General features: G+C 39.7%; 22 protein-coding genes. 6 read left to right on the plus strand and 16 right to left on the minus strand.

Annotation, left to right across the window (positions count from 1 at the left end; translation table 11 throughout):
* Window positions 1-26 precede the first annotated feature (26 nt).
* The 3 genes from O3664_RS03355 to O3664_RS03365 all read right to left on the minus strand — a co-directional run bounded on the left by O3664_RS03355 (window position 27) and on the right by O3664_RS03365 (window position 2,479).
* Window positions 27-884 (minus strand): bifunctional methylenetetrahydrofolate dehydrogenase/methenyltetrahydrofolate cyclohydrolase, encoded by an 858-nt coding sequence (locus O3664_RS03355; RefSeq protein ID WP_043901704.1) that lies wholly within the window; start codon window positions 882-884, stop codon window positions 27-29.
* A gap of 177 nt (window positions 885-1,061) precedes the next feature.
* Complete coding sequence (locus tag O3664_RS03360; protein ID WP_004256549.1) at window positions 1,062-1,796, minus strand: amino acid ABC transporter ATP-binding protein; 735 nt, start codon at window positions 1,794-1,796, stop codon at window positions 1,062-1,064.
* Entirely contained in the window at window positions 1,796-2,479 is a 684-nt protein-coding gene (locus O3664_RS03365; protein ID WP_004256547.1) for an amino acid ABC transporter permease, read from the minus strand. Before O3664_RS03365 ends, O3664_RS03360 begins: the two co-directional genes overlap by 1 nt.
* Window positions 2,480-2,669: 190 nt before the next feature.
* Here O3664_RS03365 and O3664_RS03370 point away from each other — a divergent pair, with 190 nt between their 5' ends.
* The 5 genes from O3664_RS03370 (at window position 2,670) to O3664_RS03390 (ending at window position 7,097) form a co-directional block, all read left to right on the plus strand.
* On the plus strand, window positions 2,670-2,900 hold the full coding sequence (locus tag O3664_RS03370) for a DUF1797 family protein (RefSeq protein ID WP_000443570.1): 231 nt from the start codon (window positions 2,670-2,672) through the stop codon (window positions 2,898-2,900).
* A 230-nt stretch (window positions 2,901-3,130) separates the two neighbouring features.
* Window positions 3,131-5,389 (plus strand): ATP-dependent Clp protease ATP-binding subunit, encoded by a 2,259-nt coding sequence (locus O3664_RS03375; RefSeq protein WP_000882498.1) that lies wholly within the window; start codon window positions 3,131-3,133, stop codon window positions 5,387-5,389.
* A gap of 129 nt (window positions 5,390-5,518) precedes the next feature.
* Window positions 5,519-5,971 (plus strand): NUDIX hydrolase, encoded by a 453-nt coding sequence (locus O3664_RS03380; RefSeq protein ID WP_020902950.1) that lies wholly within the window; start codon window positions 5,519-5,521, stop codon window positions 5,969-5,971.
* A 58-nt stretch (window positions 5,972-6,029) separates the two neighbouring features.
* Window positions 6,030-6,329 (plus strand): DUF1827 family protein, encoded by a 300-nt coding sequence (locus tag O3664_RS03385; protein ID WP_000767189.1) that lies wholly within the window; start codon window positions 6,030-6,032, stop codon window positions 6,327-6,329.
* A 135-nt stretch (window positions 6,330-6,464) separates the two neighbouring features.
* The gene (locus tag O3664_RS03390) at window positions 6,465-7,097 is read left to right on the plus strand and encodes a GNAT family N-acetyltransferase (protein WP_004256539.1); all 633 of its coding nucleotides are present in this window, start codon (window positions 6,465-6,467) and stop codon (window positions 7,095-7,097) included.
* 47 nt (window positions 7,098-7,144) lie between these two features.
* Here the strand turns inward: O3664_RS03390 and ezrA are convergent, their stop codons facing one another.
* The 7 genes from ezrA to O3664_RS03425 form a co-directional block, all read right to left on the minus strand.
* Window positions 7,145-8,872 carry a septation ring formation regulator EzrA gene (ezrA, locus tag O3664_RS03395; RefSeq protein WP_049515687.1) on the minus strand — a complete coding sequence of 576 codons (1,728 nt, stop codon included), beginning with the start codon at window positions 8,870-8,872 and terminating at the stop codon, window positions 7,145-7,147.
* Between the two features lie 81 nt (window positions 8,873-8,953).
* Window positions 8,954-10,900, minus strand: coding sequence for a DNA topoisomerase (ATP-hydrolyzing) subunit B (gyrB, locus tag O3664_RS03400; RefSeq protein ID WP_261048277.1), 1,947 nt, complete (start codon window positions 10,898-10,900; stop codon window positions 8,954-8,956).
* Between the two features lie 14 nt (window positions 10,901-10,914).
* Window positions 10,915-11,478 carry an HAD family hydrolase gene (locus O3664_RS03405; RefSeq protein WP_004239328.1) on the minus strand — a complete coding sequence of 188 codons (564 nt, stop codon included), beginning with the start codon at window positions 11,476-11,478 and terminating at the stop codon, window positions 10,915-10,917.
* An 84-nt stretch (window positions 11,479-11,562) separates the two neighbouring features.
* Window positions 11,563-12,117 (minus strand): DJ-1 family glyoxalase III, encoded by a 555-nt coding sequence (locus O3664_RS03410; RefSeq protein WP_024057988.1) that lies wholly within the window; start codon window positions 12,115-12,117, stop codon window positions 11,563-11,565.
* 10 nt (window positions 12,118-12,127) lie between these two features.
* The gene (locus O3664_RS03415; RefSeq protein WP_371613633.1) at window positions 12,128-13,351 is read right to left on the minus strand and encodes an FtsW/RodA/SpoVE family cell cycle protein; all 1,224 of its coding nucleotides are present in this window, start codon (window positions 13,349-13,351) and stop codon (window positions 12,128-12,130) included.
* Window positions 13,352-13,387: 36 nt separating this feature from the next.
* Entirely contained in the window at window positions 13,388-15,838 is a 2,451-nt protein-coding gene (locus O3664_RS03420; RefSeq protein WP_371613634.1) for a bifunctional DnaQ family exonuclease/ATP-dependent helicase, read from the minus strand.
* Window positions 15,839-16,036: 198 nt separating this feature from the next.
* Window positions 16,037-16,966: a peptidase U32 family protein gene (locus tag O3664_RS03425; protein WP_049550878.1), complete on the minus strand. Its 930-nt coding sequence runs from the start codon at window positions 16,964-16,966 to the stop codon at window positions 16,037-16,039.
* Window positions 16,967-17,105: 139 nt separating this feature from the next.
* On the opposite strand from O3664_RS03425, the gene O3664_RS03430 reads away from it, so the two are divergent.
* A complete protein-coding gene (locus O3664_RS03430; RefSeq protein ID WP_049515680.1) occupies window positions 17,106-17,393 on the plus strand; it encodes a DUF3270 domain-containing protein in 288 nt (95 codons plus the stop codon).
* A 33-nt stretch (window positions 17,394-17,426) separates the two neighbouring features.
* Here the strand turns inward: O3664_RS03430 and ciaH are convergent, their stop codons facing one another.
* The 6 genes from ciaH to O3664_RS03460 all read right to left on the minus strand — a co-directional run bounded on the left by ciaH (window position 17,427) and on the right by O3664_RS03460 (window position 23,963).
* Window positions 17,427-18,761: a two-component system sensor histidine kinase CiaH gene (gene ciaH, locus O3664_RS03435; RefSeq protein WP_078238304.1), complete on the minus strand. Its 1,335-nt coding sequence runs from the start codon at window positions 18,759-18,761 to the stop codon at window positions 17,427-17,429.
* Window positions 18,751-19,425: a two-component system response regulator CiaR gene (gene ciaR, locus O3664_RS03440; RefSeq protein ID WP_023946427.1), complete on the minus strand. Its 675-nt coding sequence runs from the start codon at window positions 19,423-19,425 to the stop codon at window positions 18,751-18,753. Before ciaR ends, ciaH begins: the two co-directional genes overlap by 11 nt.
* Window positions 19,426-19,531: 106 nt before the next feature.
* A complete protein-coding gene (locus O3664_RS03445; RefSeq protein WP_371613635.1) occupies window positions 19,532-22,078 on the minus strand; it encodes a M1 family metallopeptidase in 2,547 nt (848 codons plus the stop codon).
* 122 nt (window positions 22,079-22,200) lie between these two features.
* Complete coding sequence (locus O3664_RS03450; protein ID WP_004256502.1) at window positions 22,201-22,641, minus strand: ASCH domain-containing protein; 441 nt, start codon at window positions 22,639-22,641, stop codon at window positions 22,201-22,203.
* Window positions 22,610-23,485, minus strand: coding sequence for a putative PEP-binding protein (locus O3664_RS03455; RefSeq protein ID WP_004256499.1), 876 nt, complete (start codon window positions 23,483-23,485; stop codon window positions 22,610-22,612). Before O3664_RS03455 ends, O3664_RS03450 begins: the two co-directional genes overlap by 32 nt.
* On the minus strand, window positions 23,463-23,963 hold the full coding sequence (locus O3664_RS03460; protein ID WP_004256498.1) for an NUDIX hydrolase: 501 nt from the start codon (window positions 23,961-23,963) through the stop codon (window positions 23,463-23,465). Before O3664_RS03460 ends, O3664_RS03455 begins: the two co-directional genes overlap by 23 nt.
* Between the last annotated feature and the right edge of the window lie 9 nt (window positions 23,964-23,972).

The following is a 23,972-nucleotide window of genomic DNA, read 5'->3' on the forward strand; positions in this document are numbered from 1 at the left end:
TACACTTTCCTCAGAAAATTTTTCTCTTATTTTCTATCCAAAGTCCGAAGGGCTGCCTGATAAGTTTGCTCCATCAGCATAGTAATGGTCATAGGACCTACACCTCCAGGAACTGGCGTAATATGGCTAGCAAGTGGGGCAACTGCCTCATAATCCACATCCCCACAGAGCTTACCATTTTCATCGCGGTTCATCCCGACATCGATGACAACCGCACCAGGTTTCACAAAATCAGGAGTCACAAACTTGGCACGACCGATTGCAACAACCAGAATATCTGCTTTAGCAGCCACCTTGGCAAGATTATGAGTCCGTGAGTGGGTCAAAGTCACTGTAGCATTCTTTGCCAAAAGAAGCTGGGCCATAGGTTTTCCAACGATATTGGAACGACCGATGACGACCGCATTTTTACCTTCCAAGTCAATGCCGTATTCATGGAACATTTCCATAATTCCTGCAGGTGTAGAAGGAATCATGACTGGATGACCAGACCAGAGACGTCCCATGTTTAGGGGATGGAAACCATCCACATCCTTTTCTGGATCAATGGCCAATAGAACCGCCTCTTCATCAATATGTTTTGGTAATGGTAACTGGACCAAAATTCCATGCCAAGCTGGATCTTGATTGTATTTGGCAATCAAGTCTAACAATTCCTCTTGAGTAATGGTATCTGGAACTCGCACAACTTCACTACGGAAACCAGCCGCAAGGGCTGACCTCTCCTTGTTACGAACATAGACTTGGCTTGCTGGATTATCCCCAACCAAAATCACTACCAAACCAGGTACTAAACCTGTCTCTTCCTTTAATTTTTCAGTCTTTTCAGCCAACTGTCCTTGTAACTTAGCTGCCAGAGCCTTCCCATCAATAATCTGTGTCATATCACTTCTCTTTTCTTTCAAATATCTTCCATTATACCAAAAACTGCTAATCCCCTCTAACACTTCTTTCCTAGGCTATCTTATAGTTTCAAACTATAAGAAAAAGCTCGGTTCGAGCTTTTCATTAATCTATATTTTATATGTAAAGTTGGCTACAAATAGCTAAACAAAGCTAACTTATAAAACCTTACTCAAGAAGTCTTTAGTCCGTTGTTCTTGAGTTTGTTCAAAAATCTGTTCAGGTGTTCCGTCTTCAACAACCACACCGTCTGCCATAAAGATGACACGGTCTGCCACCTCACGAGCAAATCCCATCTCATGTGTTACGATAACCATGGTCATTCCTGACTTGGCTAGGTCTTGCATAACAGCCAACACTTCACCTACCATTTCAGGGTCCAGGGCTGAAGTTGGCTCGTCAAAGAGCAAAACATCTGGTTCCATAGCTAAGCCACGCGCAATAGCAATCCGCTGTTGCTGGCCACCTGACAAACTCTGTGGATAAGCAGTTGCCTTATCTGGTAAGCCAACTTTTTCCAAAAGCTCCTTAGCTCTCTTCTCTGCAACTTCCTTACTTTCACCTTTGGTCTTGATAGGAGACAAGGTAATATTTTCCATCACAGTCATATTAGGAAAGAGATTAAATTGTTGGAAAACCATGCCCATCTTCTCACGCATGGCAAACAGGTCATTCTTCTTGTCCGTAATATCAACTCCCTCAAAGATAACCTTCCCTTTTGTTGCTTCTTCCAACAAATTCATAGAACGAAGCAAGGTAGATTTTCCGCTTCCTGAAGGACCAATGATAACGACAACTTCTCCTCTTTTAATCTCGAGGTTGATGCCCTTCAATACTTCATTCTTTCCAAAAGATTTATGTAAATTTTCAATTTTTATCAAGGTCTCTGTCATTATTTTTTATCTCCTTGTTCCATTCGTTTTTCAAAAGCTTTCAAGGCTACTGTCAAAATAGAGGTCATAATCAAGTAGTAAAAGGCTGCAAATAAAAGTGGTGTTAAAGGTAGATAGGTTGTTGTAGAAACTGTTGTAGCTCCATTCCACAACTCCATAACACCGATAGCTGATAAGAGGGAACTATCCTTGATAATAGTGATAAATTCGTTCCCCAATGCTGGCAAAATATTTTTGATAGCTTGTGGCAAAATCACATAGCGCATCGCATTTTTAGGACGAATCCCTAAAGAATAGGCCGCCTCTAACTGCCCCTTAGGAACCGCATTAATCCCAGCCCGAACAGTCTCAGAAACATAAGCACCACTGTTCATAGAAATAATCAAAATCCCTGGAATCAGACGAGAAAGGTCAACACCTAAAATCCCAACCTGAATAGTCGGAGCATTGATATGCATAAGAGCAAAGGCAATCATAATCTGAACCATCATTGGCGTCCCGCGGAAAATCCAAACGTACAAGTTGGCTAGCCAAACAAGCGGTTTAAACTTTGAACGTTGCCCAAAAGCCAAGACAACACCCAAAATAGTTCCCAAAAAGACAACACAGATAGAAATGAGAACCGTCACAACAGCCCCATAGTTAAAATAAGGTAAATACTTAGGTAAAAAAGAAAAATTCATAGTCACACTGCTTTCTAAAATAGAATACTGTATGATTATAACATCAATTGAATTAAAATTCAAATCTTTTGTCTAATTTATTCAAAAAAACTTTAAGCTAGTAGAATTAGCGAGAAATCTTAGTTTTTTCTAGGCAAGTTGGCCTCCTTTATGGTAAAATAGTAACGATAAGAAATGAAGGAGAATCAAAATGGAATCACATTTGGTTAGAATCATCAACCGCCTTGAAGCAATGGCAAAAGACGGCGGAAATTTAAAACGTAATTTTGAACGCGAAGGAGTTGTTGTTGCAGAAGTTGCATACAGTCACGACGAAGAAAACGGCTCAATCTTTACCCTTCGTGATGTCGAAGCTCGCGAAACTTATACGTTTGATAGCATTGACTTGATTGCAATGGAAATTTACGAACTTCTTTACTAATACAAAACAAGCTGGGATTACACCCTGCATGTCTAACCAAAATCCTTTTTGTCTCACAAATAGGATTTTTTTATAGTCCAAATCCACAAAGTTCTTCATTGTAACAACTTCTCAAAGCTGCAATCTTTTTACTTGCTTTACACCCCAATCCTGTTATAATGAGAGTATAGAAATTTGACTATTTTTGACCATTAAACAGGTCAGGCTAAATAAAGAAATGAGGTAGATGTATGCTTTGTCAAAACTGTAAAATCAATGACTCAACGATTCATCTTTATACCAATCTCAATGGAAAGCAAAAACAAATTGACCTCTGTCAAAACTGCTATAAGATTATCAAGACAGATCCTAACAATAGCCTCTTTAAAGGTATTACGGATCTGAACAATCGTGACTTTGATCCCTTTGGTGATTTCTTCAATGACCTAAACAATTTCAGGCCTTCTAACAATACTCCTCCGACTCCCCCAACCCAATCAGGTGGAGGTTACGGTGGAAATGGCGGTTATGGTTCCCAAAATCGTGGACCTGCTCAAACTCCTCCACCAAGCCAAGAAAAAGGCCTACTGGAAGAATTTGGTATCAACGTAACTGAAATTGCCCGTCGTGGAGATATTGACCCCGTTATTGGGCGCGACGATGAGATTATCCGTGTCATAGAAATTCTCAATCGCAGAACCAAGAATAATCCTGTTCTTATCGGTGAACCAGGTGTCGGAAAAACTGCCGTTGTCGAAGGTCTAGCTCAGAAAATAGTTGATGGAGATGTTCCCCATAAACTACAAGGAAAACAAGTCATCCGTCTGGATGTGGTTAGCTTAGTTCAAGGAACGGGTATCCGTGGACAATTTGAAGAACGCATGCAAAAACTCATGGAAGAAATTCGCAAACGTGAGGACATCATCCTCTTTATCGATGAAATCCATGAAATTGTCGGTGCTGGTTCTGCGGGCGATGGCAATATGGATGCAGGAAATATCCTCAAGCCCGCCCTTGCTCGTGGAGAGCTGCAATTGGTCGGTGCTACTACCCTCAATGAATACCGTATCATTGAAAAAGATGCAGCCCTAGAGCGTCGTATGCAACCTGTTAAAGTGGATGAACCAACAGTGGAGGAAACAATTACTATCCTCAAAGGCATTCAAAAGAAATACGAAGACTACCACCACGTTCAGTATACCGATGCTGCAATTGAAGCAGCTGCAACTCTGTCCAATCGCTACATCCAAGATCGCTTCTTGCCTGACAAGGCCATTGACCTCCTAGATGAAGCTGGTTCTAAGATGAACTTGACCTTGAATTTTGTGGATCCTAAAGTAATCGATCAGCGCTTGATTGAGGCTGAAAATCTTAAATCTCAAGCTACACGAGAAGAAGATTTTGAGAAGGCCGCCTACTTCCGTGACCAGATTGCCAAGTATAAGGAAATGCAAAAGAAAAAGGTCACAGACCAAGATACTCCTATCATTAGTGAGAAAACCATTGAGCACATTATCGAGCAGAAAACCAATATTCCTGTTGGTGATTTAAAAGAGAAAGAACAATCTCAACTCATCCATCTAGCCGAAGACCTCAAGTCTCATGTTATTGGACAAGATGATGCTGTCGATAAGATTGCCAAGGCTATTCGCCGTAATCGTGTCGGTCTCGGTACCCCTAACCGCCCAATCGGAAGTTTCCTTTTCGTTGGGCCAACTGGAGTCGGTAAGACAGAACTTTCCAAACAATTAGCTATCGAACTCTTTGGTTCTGCTGACAGCATGATTCGCTTTGATATGAGTGAATATATGGAAAAACACAGTGTGGCGAAATTAGTCGGTGCCCCTCCAGGTTATGTCGGCTATGACGAGGCTGGGCAATTAACTGAAAAAGTCCGCCGCAATCCCTACTCTCTTATTCTCTTGGATGAAGTAGAGAAAGCCCATCCAGATGTCATGCATATGTTCCTCCAGGTCTTGGACGATGGTCGTTTAACAGATGGACAAGGACGTACCGTTAGCTTCAAGGACGCCATCATCATCATGACTTCAAATGCAGGTACAGGTAAGGCAGAAGCTAGCGTTGGATTTGGTGCTGCTAGAGAAGGACGTACCAACTCTGTTCTTGGTGAACTCGGTAACTTCTTTAGCCCAGAGTTTATGAACCGTTTTGATGGTATTATCGAATTTAAGGCTCTCAGCAAAGATAACCTCCTTCAGATTGTCGAGCTTATGCTTGCAGATGTTAACAAACGTCTTTCTAGCAACAACATTCATTTGGATGTAACCGACAAGGTCAAGGAAAAATTGGTTGACCTTGGTTATGATCCAAAAATGGGAGCACGCCCACTTCGTCGTACTATTCAAGACTATATTGAGGACGCAATCACTGACTACTACCTTGAAAATCCAAGCGAAAAAGACCTCAAGGCAGTGATGACCAGCAAGGGTAACATTCAAATCAAATCTGCCAAAAAAGCTGAAGTAAAGACTTCTGAAAAAGAAGTATAAATCCTATAGAAAAGGAGTAGAAAATGAAAATTTTCTGCTCCTTTTTACTAAAATAACTATAAATTCTTGACAGCTAGGCCTTTGTCCATTAAGATAATAATAAAGATAATAGATAATGAGGAAAATGCAATGGCAAACCCAACTTTCGGAGAAAAAAAAGCGAATACAGACTATGTTTCACGCTATGGCGTATATGCAGTTATACCTGATGCTGAACAAAAACAAATTGTTCTTGTTCAAGCACCCAATGGCGCTTGGTTCCTACCAGGTGGCGAAATTGAAGCTGGTGAGAACCATCAGGAAGCCCTAAAACGTGAATTGATTGAAGAGCTTGGCTTCACAGCTGAAATTGGTGCCTATTACGGACAAGCTGACGAATATTTCTACTCTCGTCATCGTGACACCTACTACTACAATCCTGCCTACCTCTATGAAGCAACTTCTTTCAAAGAAGTGCAAAAGCCACTAGAAGACTTTAATCATATTGCCTGGTTCCCTATTGATGAAGCTATTGAAAATCTCAAACGTGGTAGCCATAAATGGGCAATCCAATCATGGAAAAAACAGCATAAGATTGACTAAATCCAGCCACTTTATTCAAAAAGTGCTATAATAGAATTAGAAAATCGGAGGAAATGTTATGAAGCTAATCAATACGACAAACTCACACTCGCAACTTGTTAAAAGCCAGCTAGAAAGTACAGACGCAACCCTTGTTGAGGTCTATTCTGCAGGGAATACCGATGTTATTTTTACCCAAGCTCCGCTTCACTATGAAATCCTCATCTCAAACAAACACCGCGCTATTCGAGAACCTGAAATCGAAGCTATTCAAGAATTTTTCTTGAAACGTAAAATTGATAAGGACTCTATTGATGAGGCCAATATCAAAACCCTCTATTCAGAAAAATTAATTGGAATTTCGATTCCAACCAAATAAAATCTTGGAGAGATTAGAAAGTGCTTTGAACCTTATGGAACAAAATTAGGTTTATTTAGCTTTTTAAATCATCTCCAATTTTTTATCTATAAAATCTTGTCATACAAGATTTTGTAGATAATTAAGGAGACAAACATGGGAGACATCATATATAGAGAGGCAAGAATTGAAGAAAGCGAAAAAATTGGAAAATTATTAGCCAATTCCTTTCTTGACTATCCCTTTTTAACGATTATAACTGATGATTTGAAGAAACCTGACTCCTATCCTGCTTTTGTAGAAACGTTGCAAATTCTGCTTACTAGAGTCTATATTAAGAAGGGAAACTGTTTAATTGCGGAACAGGATGGAGACTTACTTGCAGTCGCCCTTTTGCAACAAAAAGATTTCTGTATACTATCCTATCTACGAAATGGAGGAACAAACATTTTTCGCTACATTCGACCACAAAATCTCCTTAAATACTTTGACTTTGTAAAACGTTCCAAAAAGCATTTAGAACAATCAGGGGAGTTTGATTGGTATTTGATGGCTTTAGCTGTCAATATAGAAAGTAAGGGGCGGGGAATAGGCAGTACTTTTCTGACACAAGGGATTGAACCTTATGTCAAATCAAAAGGCTGTAAACACTTGGGACTCATAACTAGTACAGCTAGAAATACCTCATTCTACGAAAAAAACGATTATGTATTACTGGACCATATGGACTTAGAATATGGGTCAAAATCAATTGGTAACTGGGCATTTTTAAAAACTATAAATAAATAAAAAAAATTTGGTGCTGCTTATCACAGAACCAAATCTTTTTTATTATGTTAGAAACGAATCGTCTCACGTGTTTTTTCGTATGAAGTGACAAAACGGTTGGTTACACCTGGTTCTGCAACTTCCAAAGCTTGCGAAATCTTATCAAATGAAGCATGATAATCAAATTCTTTTTCAAAAATTTCTAATGATTCATTAAAAGCTTCTTGAATTCGTTCATCAAATGAGCGATAACGGTTCGAATACTGTAGCAATTGTTCTGTCAACGTTGCATATTGAACAATATTATATGTTTCTTCTTCAAGTGCTTCCATATCATTTGTTGCAATTTCAAGCATCCGGTTCACAGCTTCTATATTGACCCGAGCTTCTTCTAGTTCAGCCATCAACTCTTCAGTATGGTTACTTGCTGTAAAGAACAACTGTAAGAAATTCTGAGGAATACCTGGAAGATTGCGTTTTTCCATATATCTCTTAATTGTGTGAAGACGATTAACATAAACATTTGCCTTCTGGCGAGCATTGATATCATCTTTTTCAATCTGAGCAAGACGTTGACTAACCTCAACTTGTTCATCTTCAATTTCCTTCAAAGTAGCTTGTAAGTTTTCCAAACGTTCTTCAAGGAATGAATAAGGTTCAGAATGTTCCTCTTGTTCAGAAGTTAGTTCCAATACAGATTCTTCTAAAGATTCTAACTCAGCTTGTAATCTATGAACATGACTAACATCCGTTTCAGATAGTAGGTAATTGTTACTCAATCGTTGAATATCTTCCACTAAAACAGCATTACTATCTTTCATGTGTTTCAAATATGTAGGAAGAGTTGCAACTAAGCCTTCTACTACTTTTTGAGCAGCGATTTCTCGTGTAAAGATATCATAGAGTGAATTGATTTCTTCTTGAACTTGAGTATTTTCATACTCAGCATTATCCAACTCTAATTGTGCAATATTTTCGTGGTTTTTCTTCAAAGATTCATAAAGCAATTGGAAGCGAGATTCAATATCCGTTTCAGCAAAATGATAGTTAGCATCTAAAAGCTTACGGTAACCATCCTCCAAATCTTCCAATTGATCAGGTAGCTCTTTAGATAATGTTTTTACAATCGCTGGCAGGCGGTCAACAATGTGACTCAAAGCCAAGATATGATTTTCAGCATTATCCAAAATCACAGCAGCTTCTACTGGGTCACCTGAAGTGTTCAAAGTAACAAACTGAGAAAACTCTGATTGGATATTTTCCAATTGTTTTTCGATTTCAGATAAACCTTGGCCATATTCTTCAGAATGATCAGCCACTCGGTGTTGCAACTCTTCAAACAAGTCCAAGGTATGAAGAACACGACCGCTGTTTTTAGATTCTTGTTTCTCCAAATCTGCCAAGGCATTGCGAATTGCCGCAATATCTTCTTCAATCAAGGTAATTTGGCTCTCGATTTGGTCAATTTGATGACTAGCCTTAAAAAAACGGAATGAATTGTTATAACCTTCTGCCTCGAAAAGATTATTTTCGATATCGGCAAAAGAGTTAAGAGATAGGTCAACCCATTTTTGGTTCCATTCACGGAAAGTCACTTGACTTTGTCCAATCAAGTGCATATTTTTTACAGCTTCAACTTCATCATTAACTGGAAGATTGTACAGCTCTTCTTTTTTCTCTTCTAAAATTGCTAATTTACTTTCATTGCGTTTCCGTACATAAATTGCTATAGCATATGAAATCAGCAATATAATTGCAATTGCAATTATAAGATATACTACTAGACTATCAGACATATTAAACTCCTTTTTTACTTGAAACAATCGTAATGATTATATCATATTTTTTAGACCAAGGGAACTACTTCTCCCTATTTTTTAGACATCAAGTGTACTATAGACGGCATTTTCTTCGATAAACTCACGACGAGGCTCTACTCGATCCCCCATCAACATATCAAAGATTTTATCTGCTTCTGCAGCATCATCCACAGAAACTCTGGCCATCAAGCGATGTTCGGGATCCATGGTTGTTTCCCATAACTGATGATCGTCCATTTCACCAAGACCTTTATACCTCTGAATAGTTGGTTTGGCACGACCTTCACTGTGGCGGGCTAAGGCTTCTTGGAGTTTAATTTCTTGGTCTGCTCCTGGCTGGATATATTCTTTAATCTCGCTTCCAACCTTGACACCATAGATTGGAGGTTGGGCGATATAAACATAACCAGCTTCTAGGATTGGTTTCATATAACGATAAATCAAGGTTAAAAGAAGAGTACGAATGTGGGCTCCATCGACATCGGCATCGGTCATCAAAACAAGTTTTTGGTAACGAGCTTTTGAAACATCAAATTCTGCACCAAATCCTGTTCCCATCGCTGTGAAAAGACTACGAATTTCTTCGTTAGCTAGAATCTTATCCATACTTGCCTTTTCAACGTTCAAAATCTTACCGCGGATTGGAAGAATTGCCTGAAATTCACGGTTACGACCAGATTTTGCTGATCCACCAGCTGAGTCTCCTTCGACGATGAAGAGTTCTGTTTCCGCAGGATTGTTAGAAGAACAGTCTGCTAGTTTCCCTGGAAGGTTGGAAATTTCCAAACCAGATTTTTTACGAGTGACTTCTCGCGCACGCTTGGCAGCCACACGAGCCTTAGCAGCTAGAATTCCTTTTTCTACAATGCGTTTTGCAATTTGAGGATTCTCCATAAGGAAATCAGAGAAGGCATCGCTGAAGAGACGATTGGTAATCTTGACCACTTCGCTATTTCCCAATTTGGTCTTGGTTTGTCCTTCAAACTGTGGATTTGGGTGTTTAACTGAGATAACAGCAGTTAATCCTTCACGAACATCTTCCCCTGTTAGGTTGTCTTCATTGTCTTTCAGTAACTTATTTTTACGAGCATAATCGTTGATAACACGTGTCAAGGCTGTACGGAAACCTTGTTCATGCGTTCCACCTTCATGTGTATGAATATTATTGGCGAAACTCATGACATTTTCATGGTAACCAGTTGTGTACTGCATGGCTACTTCAACTGTGATATCATCCATCTCACCATCTGTGTAGATTGGTGTATCAAAGATAACATCCTTATTCTCGTTGATATATTCAACGTAGCTAGCAATCCCACCTTCATAATGATAATGCTTGGTTTGTTCGAAACCTTCACGCTTATCTGTGATAGAGATTTGAAGACCACGATTTAGAAAGGCCAACTCTTGAATCCGTTTATTTAATTTATCGAAATCAAAGGTTGTTGTTTCAGTGAAAATTTCTGGATCCGGTGTAAAGTGAACTGTTGTTCCCGTTTTATCCGTATCTCCAACTACTTCAAGATCTGCGACAACATGACCACGACGGTATTCTTGGTAATGAATCTTCCCATTTTTGTGGACATGAACGTCTAATTGAGTTGAAAGGGCGTTAACAACTGAGGACCCTACTCCGTGAAGACCACCTGAGACCTTATATCCGCCACCGCCAAACTTTCCTCCAGCGTGAAGAACCGTAAAGACTGTCTCAACAGCAGGTCGACCTGTTTTTTCCTGAATATCGACGGGGATACCACGCCCATCATCGACAACAGTAATCGAATCATCTGGCTCAATAAAGACTTGAATGTGGCTGGCAAATCCTGCCAAGGCCTCGTCAATTGAGTTATCAACAATTTCCCAGACTAGATGGTGAAGACCTTCTTTTGAGGTTGACCCGATATACATCCCTGGACGCATTCGAACAGCCTCTAAGCCCTCTAAAACTTGAATTTGACTGGCATCATAATCTTGTGCCTGCAGATTTTTGATTTCTTCTGTCATCTTTTTCCTTTTTCTTACATGTCTAATACTTGTCTTAAATTCACGATACTGGTAAACAAGTGGGTAGCTAGTCCTGCAGCTTGCCCGGCTTCGATATCAATCGGTCGATCACCAATGACAAGCCCTGAACTAATTTGATACTTTTCTCTTAAATAAATCATGGACTCAGGATCTGGTTTTCTCTTAAAGCCTGAGTTAGAAGTCACCACTTCTGTAAAATAAGCTGCTATAGAGGTTTTTTCTAAAATTTCCAAGACCTGATCATTACGATGAGATACCAAAAAATGACGGCCACCTTGATTTGAGATATCTTTCAATAAATCAGAAACTCCATCAAACAAAATCGGATGTTCAAGCTCTCTGGCTTCATTTTCCTTGTACTTTTCTAAAAAATTCTCTAAGTTGGGAGCGAATGTCTCAATCGCAAAATCAGTAGAAACCTTTAAAGCTTGATAGACACTGTCATGGTCTTGTGTGATGCCATACAGTGCCAATGTTTCAACAAATGCAGCTGTTGAAGTTTCATAATTATCGAGTAAAGTTCCACCTAAATCCCAGATGTAATCGTGATATTTCATAGCTTTCATTATACCATTTTTTCGTTAAAAAAGCGATGATTTCCCTGAGTTTTCCACATAAAAAACGAGAGGTTGACTCCCGTTTTATTGATTTTTACCAAAGACATCTCGATAGAGCATTCCTGTTCGTAAAGTCTCTGCATCTCCTCCTAATTGCTCTACCAGCTCGTAGGCAAAGGCAAGGGCTGTCGAGGGACCTCGACTGGTTGTCAATTGACCATCTACCACTACTGTTTCCTTGACGTAGTGACCATCAAAAATTTGCTCTTGAACGCCATCATAACAAGTGTACTGCTTGTTTTTCAATACCCCTGCTTGATTGAGGGCAATTGGCGCAGCACAAATGGCTGCTAGTTTTTTTCCTTCTTGCTCGAAGCTTTGCAACTCTTGAATTAAGGCCTGATTATCGCGCAAATGTGCAGAACCAGGCATGCCGCCAGGAAGAACAACCATATCATAGTCTGATAAATCACCCTCAAAGACACGATCTGCTCTGACTTGGATTGCATGCGAACCAGTCACTTGCTCTTCAAACCCAACCATATCACAAGTGATATTGGCCCGACGCAAAACATCCACAACTGTCAAAGCTTCAATTTCTTCAAAGCCTTGAGCTAACATAACTGCTACTTTTACCATGATTTTCTCCTTATTTGATTTGTTTTAATACAACCTTTTTCCGCTTGAATGGAACTTTTCCGCTCTTTTCTTCAGCTAGATTAGTCTGGTAACTCATCGATAAAAGCAAGCCAACACCGATTAAATTACTGATAATAGCCGATCCTCCTTGCGAAATAAAAGGCAAGGGAATCCCAGTCAAAGGAAGCAAACCTGTCACGGCACCGATATTCTCAAAGATATGGAAGAGTAACATCATAATCAAACCTGTGGAAATATAGGTGTAGAACTGATTATTTGATTTAAGAGTAATCTTCAACATACGATAAATCAGCATGAGATAAAGGGCAATAACAAGGACAGAGCCAATAAAGCCAAAATCTTCTGCGATAACCGTGAAAATCATATCCGACTCTCGAACTGGAATAAGCAGATTCGAAGCATTAAACCCTTGTCCAAATAAGCCACCGCTTCCAATGGCAATCTGTCCTTGAGCCTGTTGGTAAGTGGTTGTTTGGGCAAAGTCAAAAGGATTGAGCCAAGCCAAAATACGGTTGATTTGGTAGGTCGGCATTCCCAGTTGATGGAGAAAAGCCCGACCGTCCTTGCTGATAAAAATAGCTAAGAAACCAGCAATTCCTGTTACAGCAGTCACAAATACTGGGATAATAATTTTCCAAGAAACCCCCGATAATAAAACGATTCCTGAGAAAATGGCTACAAAAACCAAAGCCGTCCCCAAGTCACTTTGAAGTGCCAAAAGAACTAGGACTGGAATGGTAAAGAGAATCATCCAGAAAATCAACAAGAAGTCCAGCGGAACTATGCGTCTCCATTCCTTATGTTTTTTGGTAAACTGGACAATCACACGAGCCAACATGAGGATATAGGATATCTTCATAAATTCTGACGGCTGGAACAAGGTAACACCATTTACCGATACCCAGTTTTTGGCACCTGTTGATGCAACTAAGCTTGGATTATAAAAGACGATAGGTAAAACCATAAGTCCCAAGCCTAAAATATATAGAAAGGGTGTAACCTTCCAAAGAAATTCAGTATTAAAGAGCATGACCACAAAACCAATCACAAGCCCCAAGGCGATCCAGGCGACCTGCTGCCCTAAAATGGGCAGAATATTGTTTGGATAATCATGACTAACGGCTATATAAATAGCCACTACACCAATAACCAGTAGAAAAAATACCGGCAATAGCAAACTATAATCGACTCTAGAGTCGAGAGAACGTTTCATATATACTAACCTTATACTTTCATACAATACTATTTATCAAAGTTCATTTAAAAATTTATCAATAGCCTCATCAACTTCGGATTGAGAGACGGTTTTAACAATCGCTTCTTTTGCTAGAGAAGTCACAATTTGTTTGCCATATCGCTTTCCGACAATTCTCTTATCCAAAACAAGGGTTAAGGAACGTTGGTGTTCGCGTCTCATACTTCTTCCCAAAGCTTGCTTTAAACGAATAATGGCCATTGGCAACTGATAATCATAAAAGGCATTTTTTCCTTCTTGAATTAGTTCCTGATTGATCTTTTTCGTCAAGGGCTCTTGAGGATTTTGGAAAGGAAGTCTTGGTACAACTTGAATCACAAAAGGATGACTTGAAAAATCAACTCCCTCCCAGAAACTTGCTGCACCAAGCAGGATTTGTTGTTCACCTTTTTCAAAGCGTTTCTTCAGTTGATGAACATCCCCATTTTTATACTGGGCCAAGTGGCTAACTGGAAGTAAATCCGATACTGCTAGAAGCATGTCTTTAGCAGTAAAGAGAACTAAAATCGGTTGCTGGAAATCTTGAACATCCATCAGCAAATCAGCTACCTCTTTGGCGTAGACTTCTAAGGAGGTTTCTGTTACCAGGGGAAAATCTTTGACCAAGACCACTTCTTGATCCTGTTTTTTACCAGCTTCAATCTTAACAAATTTAGCTTCGGGATAGCCTAACAGGTCTGCCAAAGAAACTCTCTGACTAATCTCAAGAGTAGCCGACACTCCCAAGACTTGACATGAATTAGGTACTAAAGAAGATAGGAGAATACGTCCTGATTTCGTAGAGGAAATTTGAATTTTCTTTTGACTCGTTTCAATTGCTTCAAGCCAGTAATCTCGGTCAGCTGTAAAATAGCGGACCAGTTCCCCAAAGTCTTCTACTTCTAATTCTGAAAAATACTGGTGGAGATTGGCAAGAGAATCTAAGATATTTTTCCTAGATTTGCCAGACTGAAATTGTTCTATCAAGTAGAGACACTCAAAGCGAATACTTTCTAATATTCGTTGTTGAATCCTGTTTTCTTCTCCTACTAAAGCCTTATCAACTAAATCAATAATAGACTGGATATCGTAGGTCTGTTGAAGCAGATTTTCTAGAGCCAACAAAACTTTTTGGACTTCATCAATAATCAATAAACGGTCGCTGACAAATTCAGGATTATCTTCCAATCTGGTTACAAGATAGGCATGATTGGTCACTAATAATTTACAGGTTTGTGCCCTTTCTTGACTACGTTTCCAGAAATCTTCCGTCACAAATAAGCTTTGAGATGATAAATTCCCGTCATGACGAAGGTCTGCTAGAAAATGTTGGTAACGGTAAAGTTGCCCAATTTCATCCAAATCTCCTGTCTCTGTCTCTGTCAGCCAGACCAAGAGTTGCATTTTAAAGCGTCTAAATAAGCGATTTTCATCATTTTCCTGCAAGGAACGATAAAAGGCATCCAACTTCAGATAATTGTGTGGTCCCTTTAAACTATGAATATCTATATGAAAGACTTCCTTGAGACGTTTACCTTCTTCTTCCATGATTTGATTTTGAAGAATCTTTGTCGGAACGCTAAGGACAATCTGACGATTTTCCACTTGGGACAAAGCAGGTAAGAGATATCCATAAGTTTTACCAATCCCTGTCGGAGCTTGAATCAGAGAGACAGGCTCATCTTTCAATAGCAAGCCAACCTCTTTAGCAAAACTTTCTTGTTCCTCCCTCACTTCAAGGTTCAACAGAGAAATATTTTTAGAAAAATCTTGGGATAGTTTTCGTGGCTCCAGGGAAGCTCCAGTTTTCTTGAAATACAGTCCTTGAACTTCGACCAAGTCTGGAGAACTCAGGATAGATTGGCTGCGATAAATTTCTTCAATAACCAGGTAGGACTCATATAAGAGGGCGTCAGCCATTTCCAGCAAACGTTCCAAGAGTCCTTTAGGAAGTTGGGCCATCTTTTCTCGTAAAAAAAGAAGTAATTCCGCTGTAGCTTGGGCATCTGAAAGGGCTGTGTGAGCGTGCTTAAGAGGAATTCCTAATTCTCGACACAAAATCGGCAAGCTATATTTTTCCAGTTCAGGGAAAAAAACCTGGGCCAATTCGACCGTGTCAACACGAGGATTTCTTAGTTCATAGCCTTCAAAAAATAAATTTTCCGCCAAAAGATTGGCATCAAACTGAACATTATGGGCTACAAAAATCCCGTCCTCCACCAAGTCAAAGATTTTTCTAGCAACTTGCGAAAAATCAGGTGCTTGCGCCAGACGTTGGTCTGTCAATCCTGTCAGTTCTTTGATATGAGCATCCAAAGGTTCATGTGGATTGACATCTGTCGTATAGTGATCAACGATTTTTCCGTCCTCAATCACAACAATCCCCACTTGAATAATTTTAGCCTTACTACCTGTGCTAGTTGCCTCTAAATCAACCACAACATAGCGATTACCAATCGTTTTCATTATAAAAAATTATACCAAAAAAAGGGCCATTTGGCACCTGCAAACATGGGATAATTTTCAAACTCAAGAACACTACTTGTCTTAAAAATCCCATCAAATAGAGCATCCTAGCCTACTTATTTTTTGAAAATATTGGAGAATAAGAAAAATTGAGAGAAGAAATGTTTGCATCTTCCTTCTCTCAACTATCCATTTACTTTATTTAACCATGTCAGGATCGTAGTCATAAAATCCTGTGTCAAGGAAACGGTTTTTAGGGTGTAACTTGCGTACTTCCTCATCCAGCAAGAAAGCTTGGTCATGGCTAAAGTTGCCCTCTTGGATCAAGCTACGCGCTTGGATAAAGAGTTTTGCAATCTCAACAAAGTTCTGACCAGGAGTGTAGAGACCTTCTAATTTCCAGTGAGTAAAACCATGCTCTACCAATTCTGTCAATTTTGTCATCAAATCAAGGTCATTGTTGGCAAAGATATGGGTACCATGATTGTCTTCAAAAATGGAATAGTGGCTCTCTGGGTCACTTGGCTCAGCCAAGAAGAGGTCACGCTTGCGAGTCTTTTCGTCATCGATATGTGTAAAGTTATAATAGTTTTGCAAGAGAGGACGCTTAGAATGGTGAATAACGCTAGCTCCGTAAACCAAAACTTCAGCAGGAATTTCCAAAATCTCTGGCATTTTGAAGAGTTCAGCAGATGGAATTTCACGCGCCAAAACAGCCTCAGATGCGCCAGCCTTTTGTCCCCAGAAGTTAATCTGGCGACTGCTAGTTACCATGGTTGAAGCATCGTAGATGGTCTTAAAGGAATAACCATCGCGGTTGACTACGTAAAAGACACCTGCATCCCCAATCGTAATGTAGTCTGTCTTGATTTCTTCCAAAAAGTCTAAGAAAGGCTTGATACGATCCATCATATCTTGGTGCATGAGGGCGTTAACCGCAACGATCAATTCTTTACCATCATCATGAACCAGCTTAGCAATTTCACGCAATTGGTCATGACTAAAGGTTGTCGGCAGACGAAGGCCAAAATCTTTCTCACCGACATAGATACGGTCTACGCCAGCTTCGAGCAGTTGTTTAACTTGTTCAATACTTTCAGCAGTTGCTGTAATGATAATCTTTTCCATAAGAAAAATTATACCACATTTCTGGAAAATCAGCCATTCTTTAAAAATGAAAAGGGACTTTATTCTTATTGTAACCTTTCTGTAATAATTCTCTGCTGAAAAAATGATAAAATAGGTATGTACTGTTAAGGAGAGAATAATGCCCGTAAGAAAATTACAGTCCTATGAGGTAGACTATCAAGAAGAATTAAGCCAACAGGTTCCTCGATATCAAGATTATACACCTGAAGCGCAATCTGATGCCAATCTCAAGGAAATCCTATTTTTTGTTAATATCGCTGTTTTTTGTATCTGTATTGCTATCTTTAGTTTTATATTTTTAGCATTAAAATTATCAACTGCTCTTGCATTTGCCGCAGCAATCGGATCCAGCTTACTTGTTTTAAAAATTCAACGGTCTATTATCAAACGAAAACGTAGAAGATAAATCCAAAATATCGCCCCATCCGGAGCGATATTTTTATTTTTTCTTTTTAGATGGTGTGTGGATGGCAATCTTCACTTCAAAAATTGTTCCCTTTGGTTTATTATCTTTAACAGTAATGGTTCCTTTTAGGGCATCTACAATTTGCTTGGCTAGGGATAATCCTAAACCAAAACCACCTTTTTGACGGGTTCTAGCCTTATCCACTCGATAAAAACGATCAAAAATTTTCTTCTTATCTTCTGCTGAGATACCGACTCCATTATCGGAAACTAGCAAATAAAGATTACGATCAGTCGCTGAAATCATAAAATCAATTTCACCATCCTCCTCAGTGTATTTGATAGCATTATCAAATAGGATGGTCATCAATTGTTTCAAGAGAAGCTGATCTGTGACAATCGTTCGATGGATGCGATTTTCAAAACGGAAGACACGGTCATTTTCAGAAGCAATCATCTCATAGTTTGTGAAAGTCGTGTTAAAAAAGCTAGTAGGAACTTCAGCAAATTCCGGCTTAATACCATCATCTCTACGAGCTAAGTTCAGCAAGTTTGTCGTCAAAAACCGCATATTTCGAACCTCTTCCAAACTCGATGCAATGCTTTCACTCACATCCATAATGGTAGCTTCTGGCTTACGGAAAAGGGTCTCTAAACGATTTTGTAAAACAGCAAGTGGAGTTCGTAACTCATGACTAGCATTTTCCACAAAGGACTGTTGTTTCTGCATGCTCTCAAGCAGGGGCCTAACACTGACCCTAGCTAGATAGAGACTGGCAAGTAAAGACAAAATCCAGAAACTTGCCATCACAATCACAATCAATTGCTCATGCTTTTGACTGGCCTGCTCCAACTGACTGGTATTAATCAAGACAGCCGCATACTTGATATTGGTTGAAACCGAACTAATATTCGTTTCCATCAAGATCATGCGATAGATTTCTTCCTGTCCATAGCTATTAAAAACCTGAATCTGATAGATATGGCCTAGTTCTTTTTTCTCTAACTTAATCTTATCCAAGCCCAAAAATCGGTTTCCAGAAAGGAGTTGGGTAAAATTCTTATCAAAGAGAATGACCTCTGTATTTGAACTAACATTGGGTTTTATCTCCGTCTTGCTAGCATCTGTAGCGGCATTCTCTAAATCTTTAATCTCTTCTGTTGCCCTATTTACCGCAAGCTGAATAACTGCCTGAGGATTGTTACTCAAGCCATGGAGTGTATCATCCACCGAAGTATAAAGGCTCGAGTGCATGACCTGCAAAATAATCAAGGTCATGGTAGAGAAAATCAGGGTAAAGACACCAAAGTTGCGGATAAAGTAACTAAAGTCATCCGCATACCATGTTTTTTTTAGTTTACTGAACATCTTTTAAAATATACCCAACACTGCGCAAGGTTTGCAAATTCTCTGCAAAAGTGGTTCCTTTTAATTTCTTACGGACTTTTGAAACATAGACTTCAACAACCGAAATCGTTGTATCACTATCAAATCCCCATAAACGATCAAAAATCTGAGTCTTCGGCAAAATAACATTTTGATTTTGAAGGAAATAAACTAGTAAATCCAATTCTTTCCCCAGCAATTCGACAGGAGTATCTTCGACTTTAACGGTATTTGTAGACAGATTAACCACAATATTTCCATAAGTTAAGGTGTTCTCATTAAACTTACCTGAACGTTTGAGAAGGGCCTGAATCCGCATTTTGAGTTCTTCTAGGTAGAAAGGTTTGGTCAGATAATCATCCGCTCCTAGTTCAAATCCATGTCCCTTGTCATCCAAACTTTCCTTGGCAGTCATGATCAGAACCGGGGTCGTAATTCCCTTTTCACGCAATTCTTTCAAGACTTGGAAACCATTTTTTTCTGGCAACATCAAATCGAGCAAAATCAAGTCATAGACGCCACTCTCAGCTTCGTAGAGACCTTCTTCTCCATCAAATACCTGCATGACATCCGCAAAATCGTCTAAAAAGTCAAATACTGAATTTGACAGGCCTAGGTCATCCTCAACTAATAAGATTTTTATCATGAGAAACTCCTCCTTATTAAAACCATTATACCAAATTTGCCTTAAAAAAAACTCAACTCTCTGCATTTTACATGAGATAGCTGAGTTTTCTTTTATTTAGTCTTGATTATTTAGTTCCATACTGAAGAACAACTGCTTCCACTGCAGCTTTTTCACGGTTAATCAAGTCAACACGCGCTGCAATTTCCTTGATTCCCATACCGATGTTACGGCTAAGAGCAAGATCAGAAAGTTGTGGCTCAAAGAATTCCTTGTATTCCGCCAAGCGTTGCTCTGTCTTAAATACATGAGCAGGAAGGATAACAAAGCTATCAAAGCTCATATCTCCTCCAAGAGCTGCCTTGATCCAAGCCCAGTTTTCACGCGCCCAAGACCAAGCTGTTTCCTGAGTTGCTTGATGGCTTAAGAACTGGAAGTACCAAGCAGACAAGTCTTGTGGTTTGACCACAAATTTGTCCTTCCAAGAAGCAATCAAGGTTTGGATATTGTCCGCATCTTTACTGTAGGCAAGAGCTGCTGCCAACTGACGTTTAAAGACCGCATCTGTTGCGTGCGTATAAGTATCAAGATAAACTGCTAACAAGTCTTTAGTTTCATGATGTTTCATCTCATTGATCAGAACTTGTGAACGAATGGCTGCTGGAAGTCCTGCAAGATTCTCCTTGTGAGCTGCGAAGATTTGGCTAGCGACTTGACTAGCTTCTGCATCATTTGAGCGAATCATCATAGAAATGGCCAACTGACGAACCAATTCATCCTCATCTGATTCCCCTTCTTTAGCTTCGAAACCAAGACGATCATAGTTGTGACGAGCCAATTTAGCAACTAGTGCTTTGAATGCTTTTTCAGCTTCTGTTTCTTCGTCGATAAAGCGCTCAAGGGCAGAAATCACTTGAGAAACAGCTGAAACCACAAGGTAAGACTCTTCCTTAGCAAGTTTATCAAGGACTGGGAGCAAGTCAGCATAAGAAATGTGCCCTGCTTCAGCAAGCAAGCGACGTTCTTGGACGATTTGCAGTTTGCTTGTGTTATCAAGCTCAACTAGGTCAGCAAGAACTGCATCCAACAAGTCTCCTTGATAGTCGGTAATGTAGTGGGCTGTATTTTCAGTGTTGAGACGAAGAGCTCCTTTGTTTTCAGCAAGAAGAGCTGCGTAGCCAGGGATTTCGATACTTTCAGTTTCAAGTGTATCTGGCAAGCCTTTCCAGTTGCTGTTGAGTGGTACAACCCAGAGGCGATTCTTATCTTCGTGCTCACCGATGAAGAATTGTTTTTGTGAAATCTTCAAGACATCATTTTCAACTTTGACAGTGAGAACTGGATAACCAGGTTGTTCCAACCAAGAATCCATGAAGGCTGCGACATCACGTCCAGACGCTTGACCAAGAGCATCCCAAAGGTCACGACCAATTGTATTGCTGTATTGATGTTTTTCAAAGTAGGCATGCAAACCTTTGGCAAAATCGGTATCACCTAGCCAACGACGAAGCATGTGCATGAGGCGACTTCCTTTGGCATAGACGATAGCGCCATCAAATAGTGTATTGATTTCGTCTGGATGTTTCACTTCGACGTGAACAGACTGAACACCATCAGTCGCGTCACGTTTCAAGGCAGATGGAACACCACCTGTTTGGAAATCTTCAAAGATATTCCAGCTTGGTTCAATAGCATCCACACAGACGTACTCCATCATGTTAGCAAAGCTTTCATTGAGCCAAAGGTCATCCCACCATTTCATAGTTACCAGGTTACCAAACCATTGGTGAGCCAATTCATGGGCCACAACAAGAGCAACTTGTTGACGGCTGGCAAAGGTAGAGTTCTCATCCACAACCAAGTAAACTTCACGGTAGGTCACAAGACCCCAGTTTTCCATAGCTCCAGCTGAGAAGTCAGGAAGGGCGATGTGGAGAGATTGAGGAATCGGGTACTTAACTCCATAGTAATCTTCGTAAAACTCGATAGAGCGAACAGCGATATCCAGTGAGAAATCAAGGTTAGATAGTGGGTGGGCTTTGGTTGAATAAACACCTACGAGGGTACCGTTTTTAGTTTTCGCTGTTACCCCTTGCAAATCACCTGCTACAAAGGCTAACAAGTAAGAAGACATGCGAGGTGTTGTCTCAAACTTCCAGATACCTGTTTCCTTACGTTTTTCAACATCGATTTCTGGCATGTTAGACAAGGCCAATTCACCTTCTGCTTGATCAAAACGTAAAGAGAGGTCAAAAGTTGCTTTGGCTTCTGGCTCATCCACACATGGGAAGGCTTCGCGCGCAAAATGACTCTCGAACTGAGTAGACAAGACTTCCTTCTTGACTCCATCAACTGTGTAATAAGAAGGGTAAATCCCTGTCATGTTGTCTGTAATTTTTCCTGAGAAAGCGATAACCACTTCAACTTGACCAGCCTCAGCTAATTCGATATGAAGGGCTTCATTGTCATGGTCAACTGTAAATGGGCGAGCTTGACCTGCAACTTCTACAGAAGCGATTTCCAAGTCTTTTTGGTGAAGGGAAATACGATCACTCTGTGCTTGACCAGTGATGGTCACCTTCCCTGAAAACGTCTTGGTCTCACGACTCAAGTCTAAAAATAGATCATAATGTTCAGGAACAAATTGCTTAATAAAATGTTCAACTGCTTGCATAATTTTCTCCTATTCTAAGTTTAAGAGCTAAAGCTCTTCTTCAAACAAACTTATTATATCATGTTTTGCTTAAGAAAAAAGGATTGGACGGCGATTTCCAAAACTTTCTTCCTTCTAATAGTCTACAGTGGGTAGACCTTGCGAAATTCTTCTAAAACAACCTTGCTGTCAGGTGTAAAAGTCAGTCCTTCTTCTCTCAGCCACTCGGCGAAACAATCCTCATGAACCTGACGCCAATAGGCTAGGGATTTGTCACCTTCTCCTTCCTTAAAGGCATGTTGAGCAGAAACTTGATTGAAGGGCTGGACAGAAACCTTTGTAATTTTGACAATACAGACAGCCTGATTTTGACTATCTAAAATGACATCAAAAGTTCCTTCTTGAGGAAGAGACTCGGCTTCTAGTGCATAAAGGTCGTAGGCTGATGCTGTTGCTTTTTTTTCGCCTTTTAAAACCAAATCTGCTAAAAGGTCTGGTTCCACTCCAAAAGCCCAAGCATCGATTTCATCTCCTATAGAGGGGTTGATTTTCTTATATGCATTCCACATTTCTTGCGGTGTCATGGGTGCTCCTTTGTAATTTTTTACTTTCTTCTTTTATGTGTTTAAGATGATCTGGATGGTCAATTTCTAAATCAAAAATCTCTAGAATAGAACTGTAGTGAATAATGCACTTGATACTCAACTGATTCATTTTTTGTATGAAAGAATCATTCAGATAGCCTGCTACAGCAAAGTCAATCTTTTTCATCCTTGCTTTATCCTGCATATCTCTTAGCATATCTAACATAATTGGACTTTCCATATCATGCCATTGACTGTTTCTCACAGTGGCAAAAATAAAAGAAGTCAAATCATTCATTCCAACTACAATCTTTGAAATGCCCGTTTCCAGTATCCTATCTAAGTCAAAATACGCTGACGGCAATTCAATCATTGTGCCGATTTTCCCAGTAAAACCCTGCTGACGCAATACTGTAATAGCTTGCTTTAACTGCTCAGCATCATTGACAAAAGGAAAGATAATAGATAGATTGGGATTATTTTGATAAACTTCTGTAACGACATGTGCTTCAGCCTGAAATTCATCCGGACACGCCAGCAAACGCCTAGTTCCTCTATATCCAAATAAGGGATGATTTTCATCAAAATACTCTTTAGTCCCCTTTAGACAATTAGCTTCTGTATTCGTTAATTCAGAAAAACGATACCATACCTCTTCATCTGAGTACAAGAAGCAAATAGTGTTTAGATAATCTTTTACAAATTCCTGACAACTTGGTAACAGGATGTTTTGGTTGATCTCTCTCGACAAATACTCCCCACGAATCATTCCAATGTGGTGAAATAGTTGTGGGTAAACTTTTTCAAGAATTTTTTCTCCACTAAGGGCAAGTTGGTTTCTCATCATTCACCTTCCAATTCATGTAAGAAGTCTTGTCCAGTTCTGGAAATCCTAATAATTCAGTCTTAACCTTCAAGACTAATGGCGATGCATTTTCTTCTGTGATTTTTTGAATATCCATCCAAACATATCCCAGCGAATCATTCGCACCATCAGATACAGCTTCCGAAATCGTAACTTGAGGTGCCTCCTCATTCATTTCAACATCATACAAGGCCATGACATGGTGAACCATAACATTTTTTAATTCTTCCCTGACAAAAATATCGTAGATTCGAGGATTGGAGTAGCTTCTAACAGCATATCCCGTCTCTTCCATAACTTCTCTAGTCAGCGTTTCCGTCAGTCCTTCACCAAGTTGCTGTCTGCCTCCAGGTAGATCATACCGATGTCGATAAGGGCCTCTCGTTTTTTCAATGCAGAGTAACTTCCCATTTTCAAAGCAAACAGCGTAGACTCCAAAGTGTCTTTTGATTTCCATCAGATCCTC

Source organism: Streptococcus sp. 27098_8_109, from assembly GCF_041432295.1.
In the GTDB taxonomy this organism is placed as follows: domain Bacteria; phylum Bacillota; class Bacilli; order Lactobacillales; family Streptococcaceae; genus Streptococcus.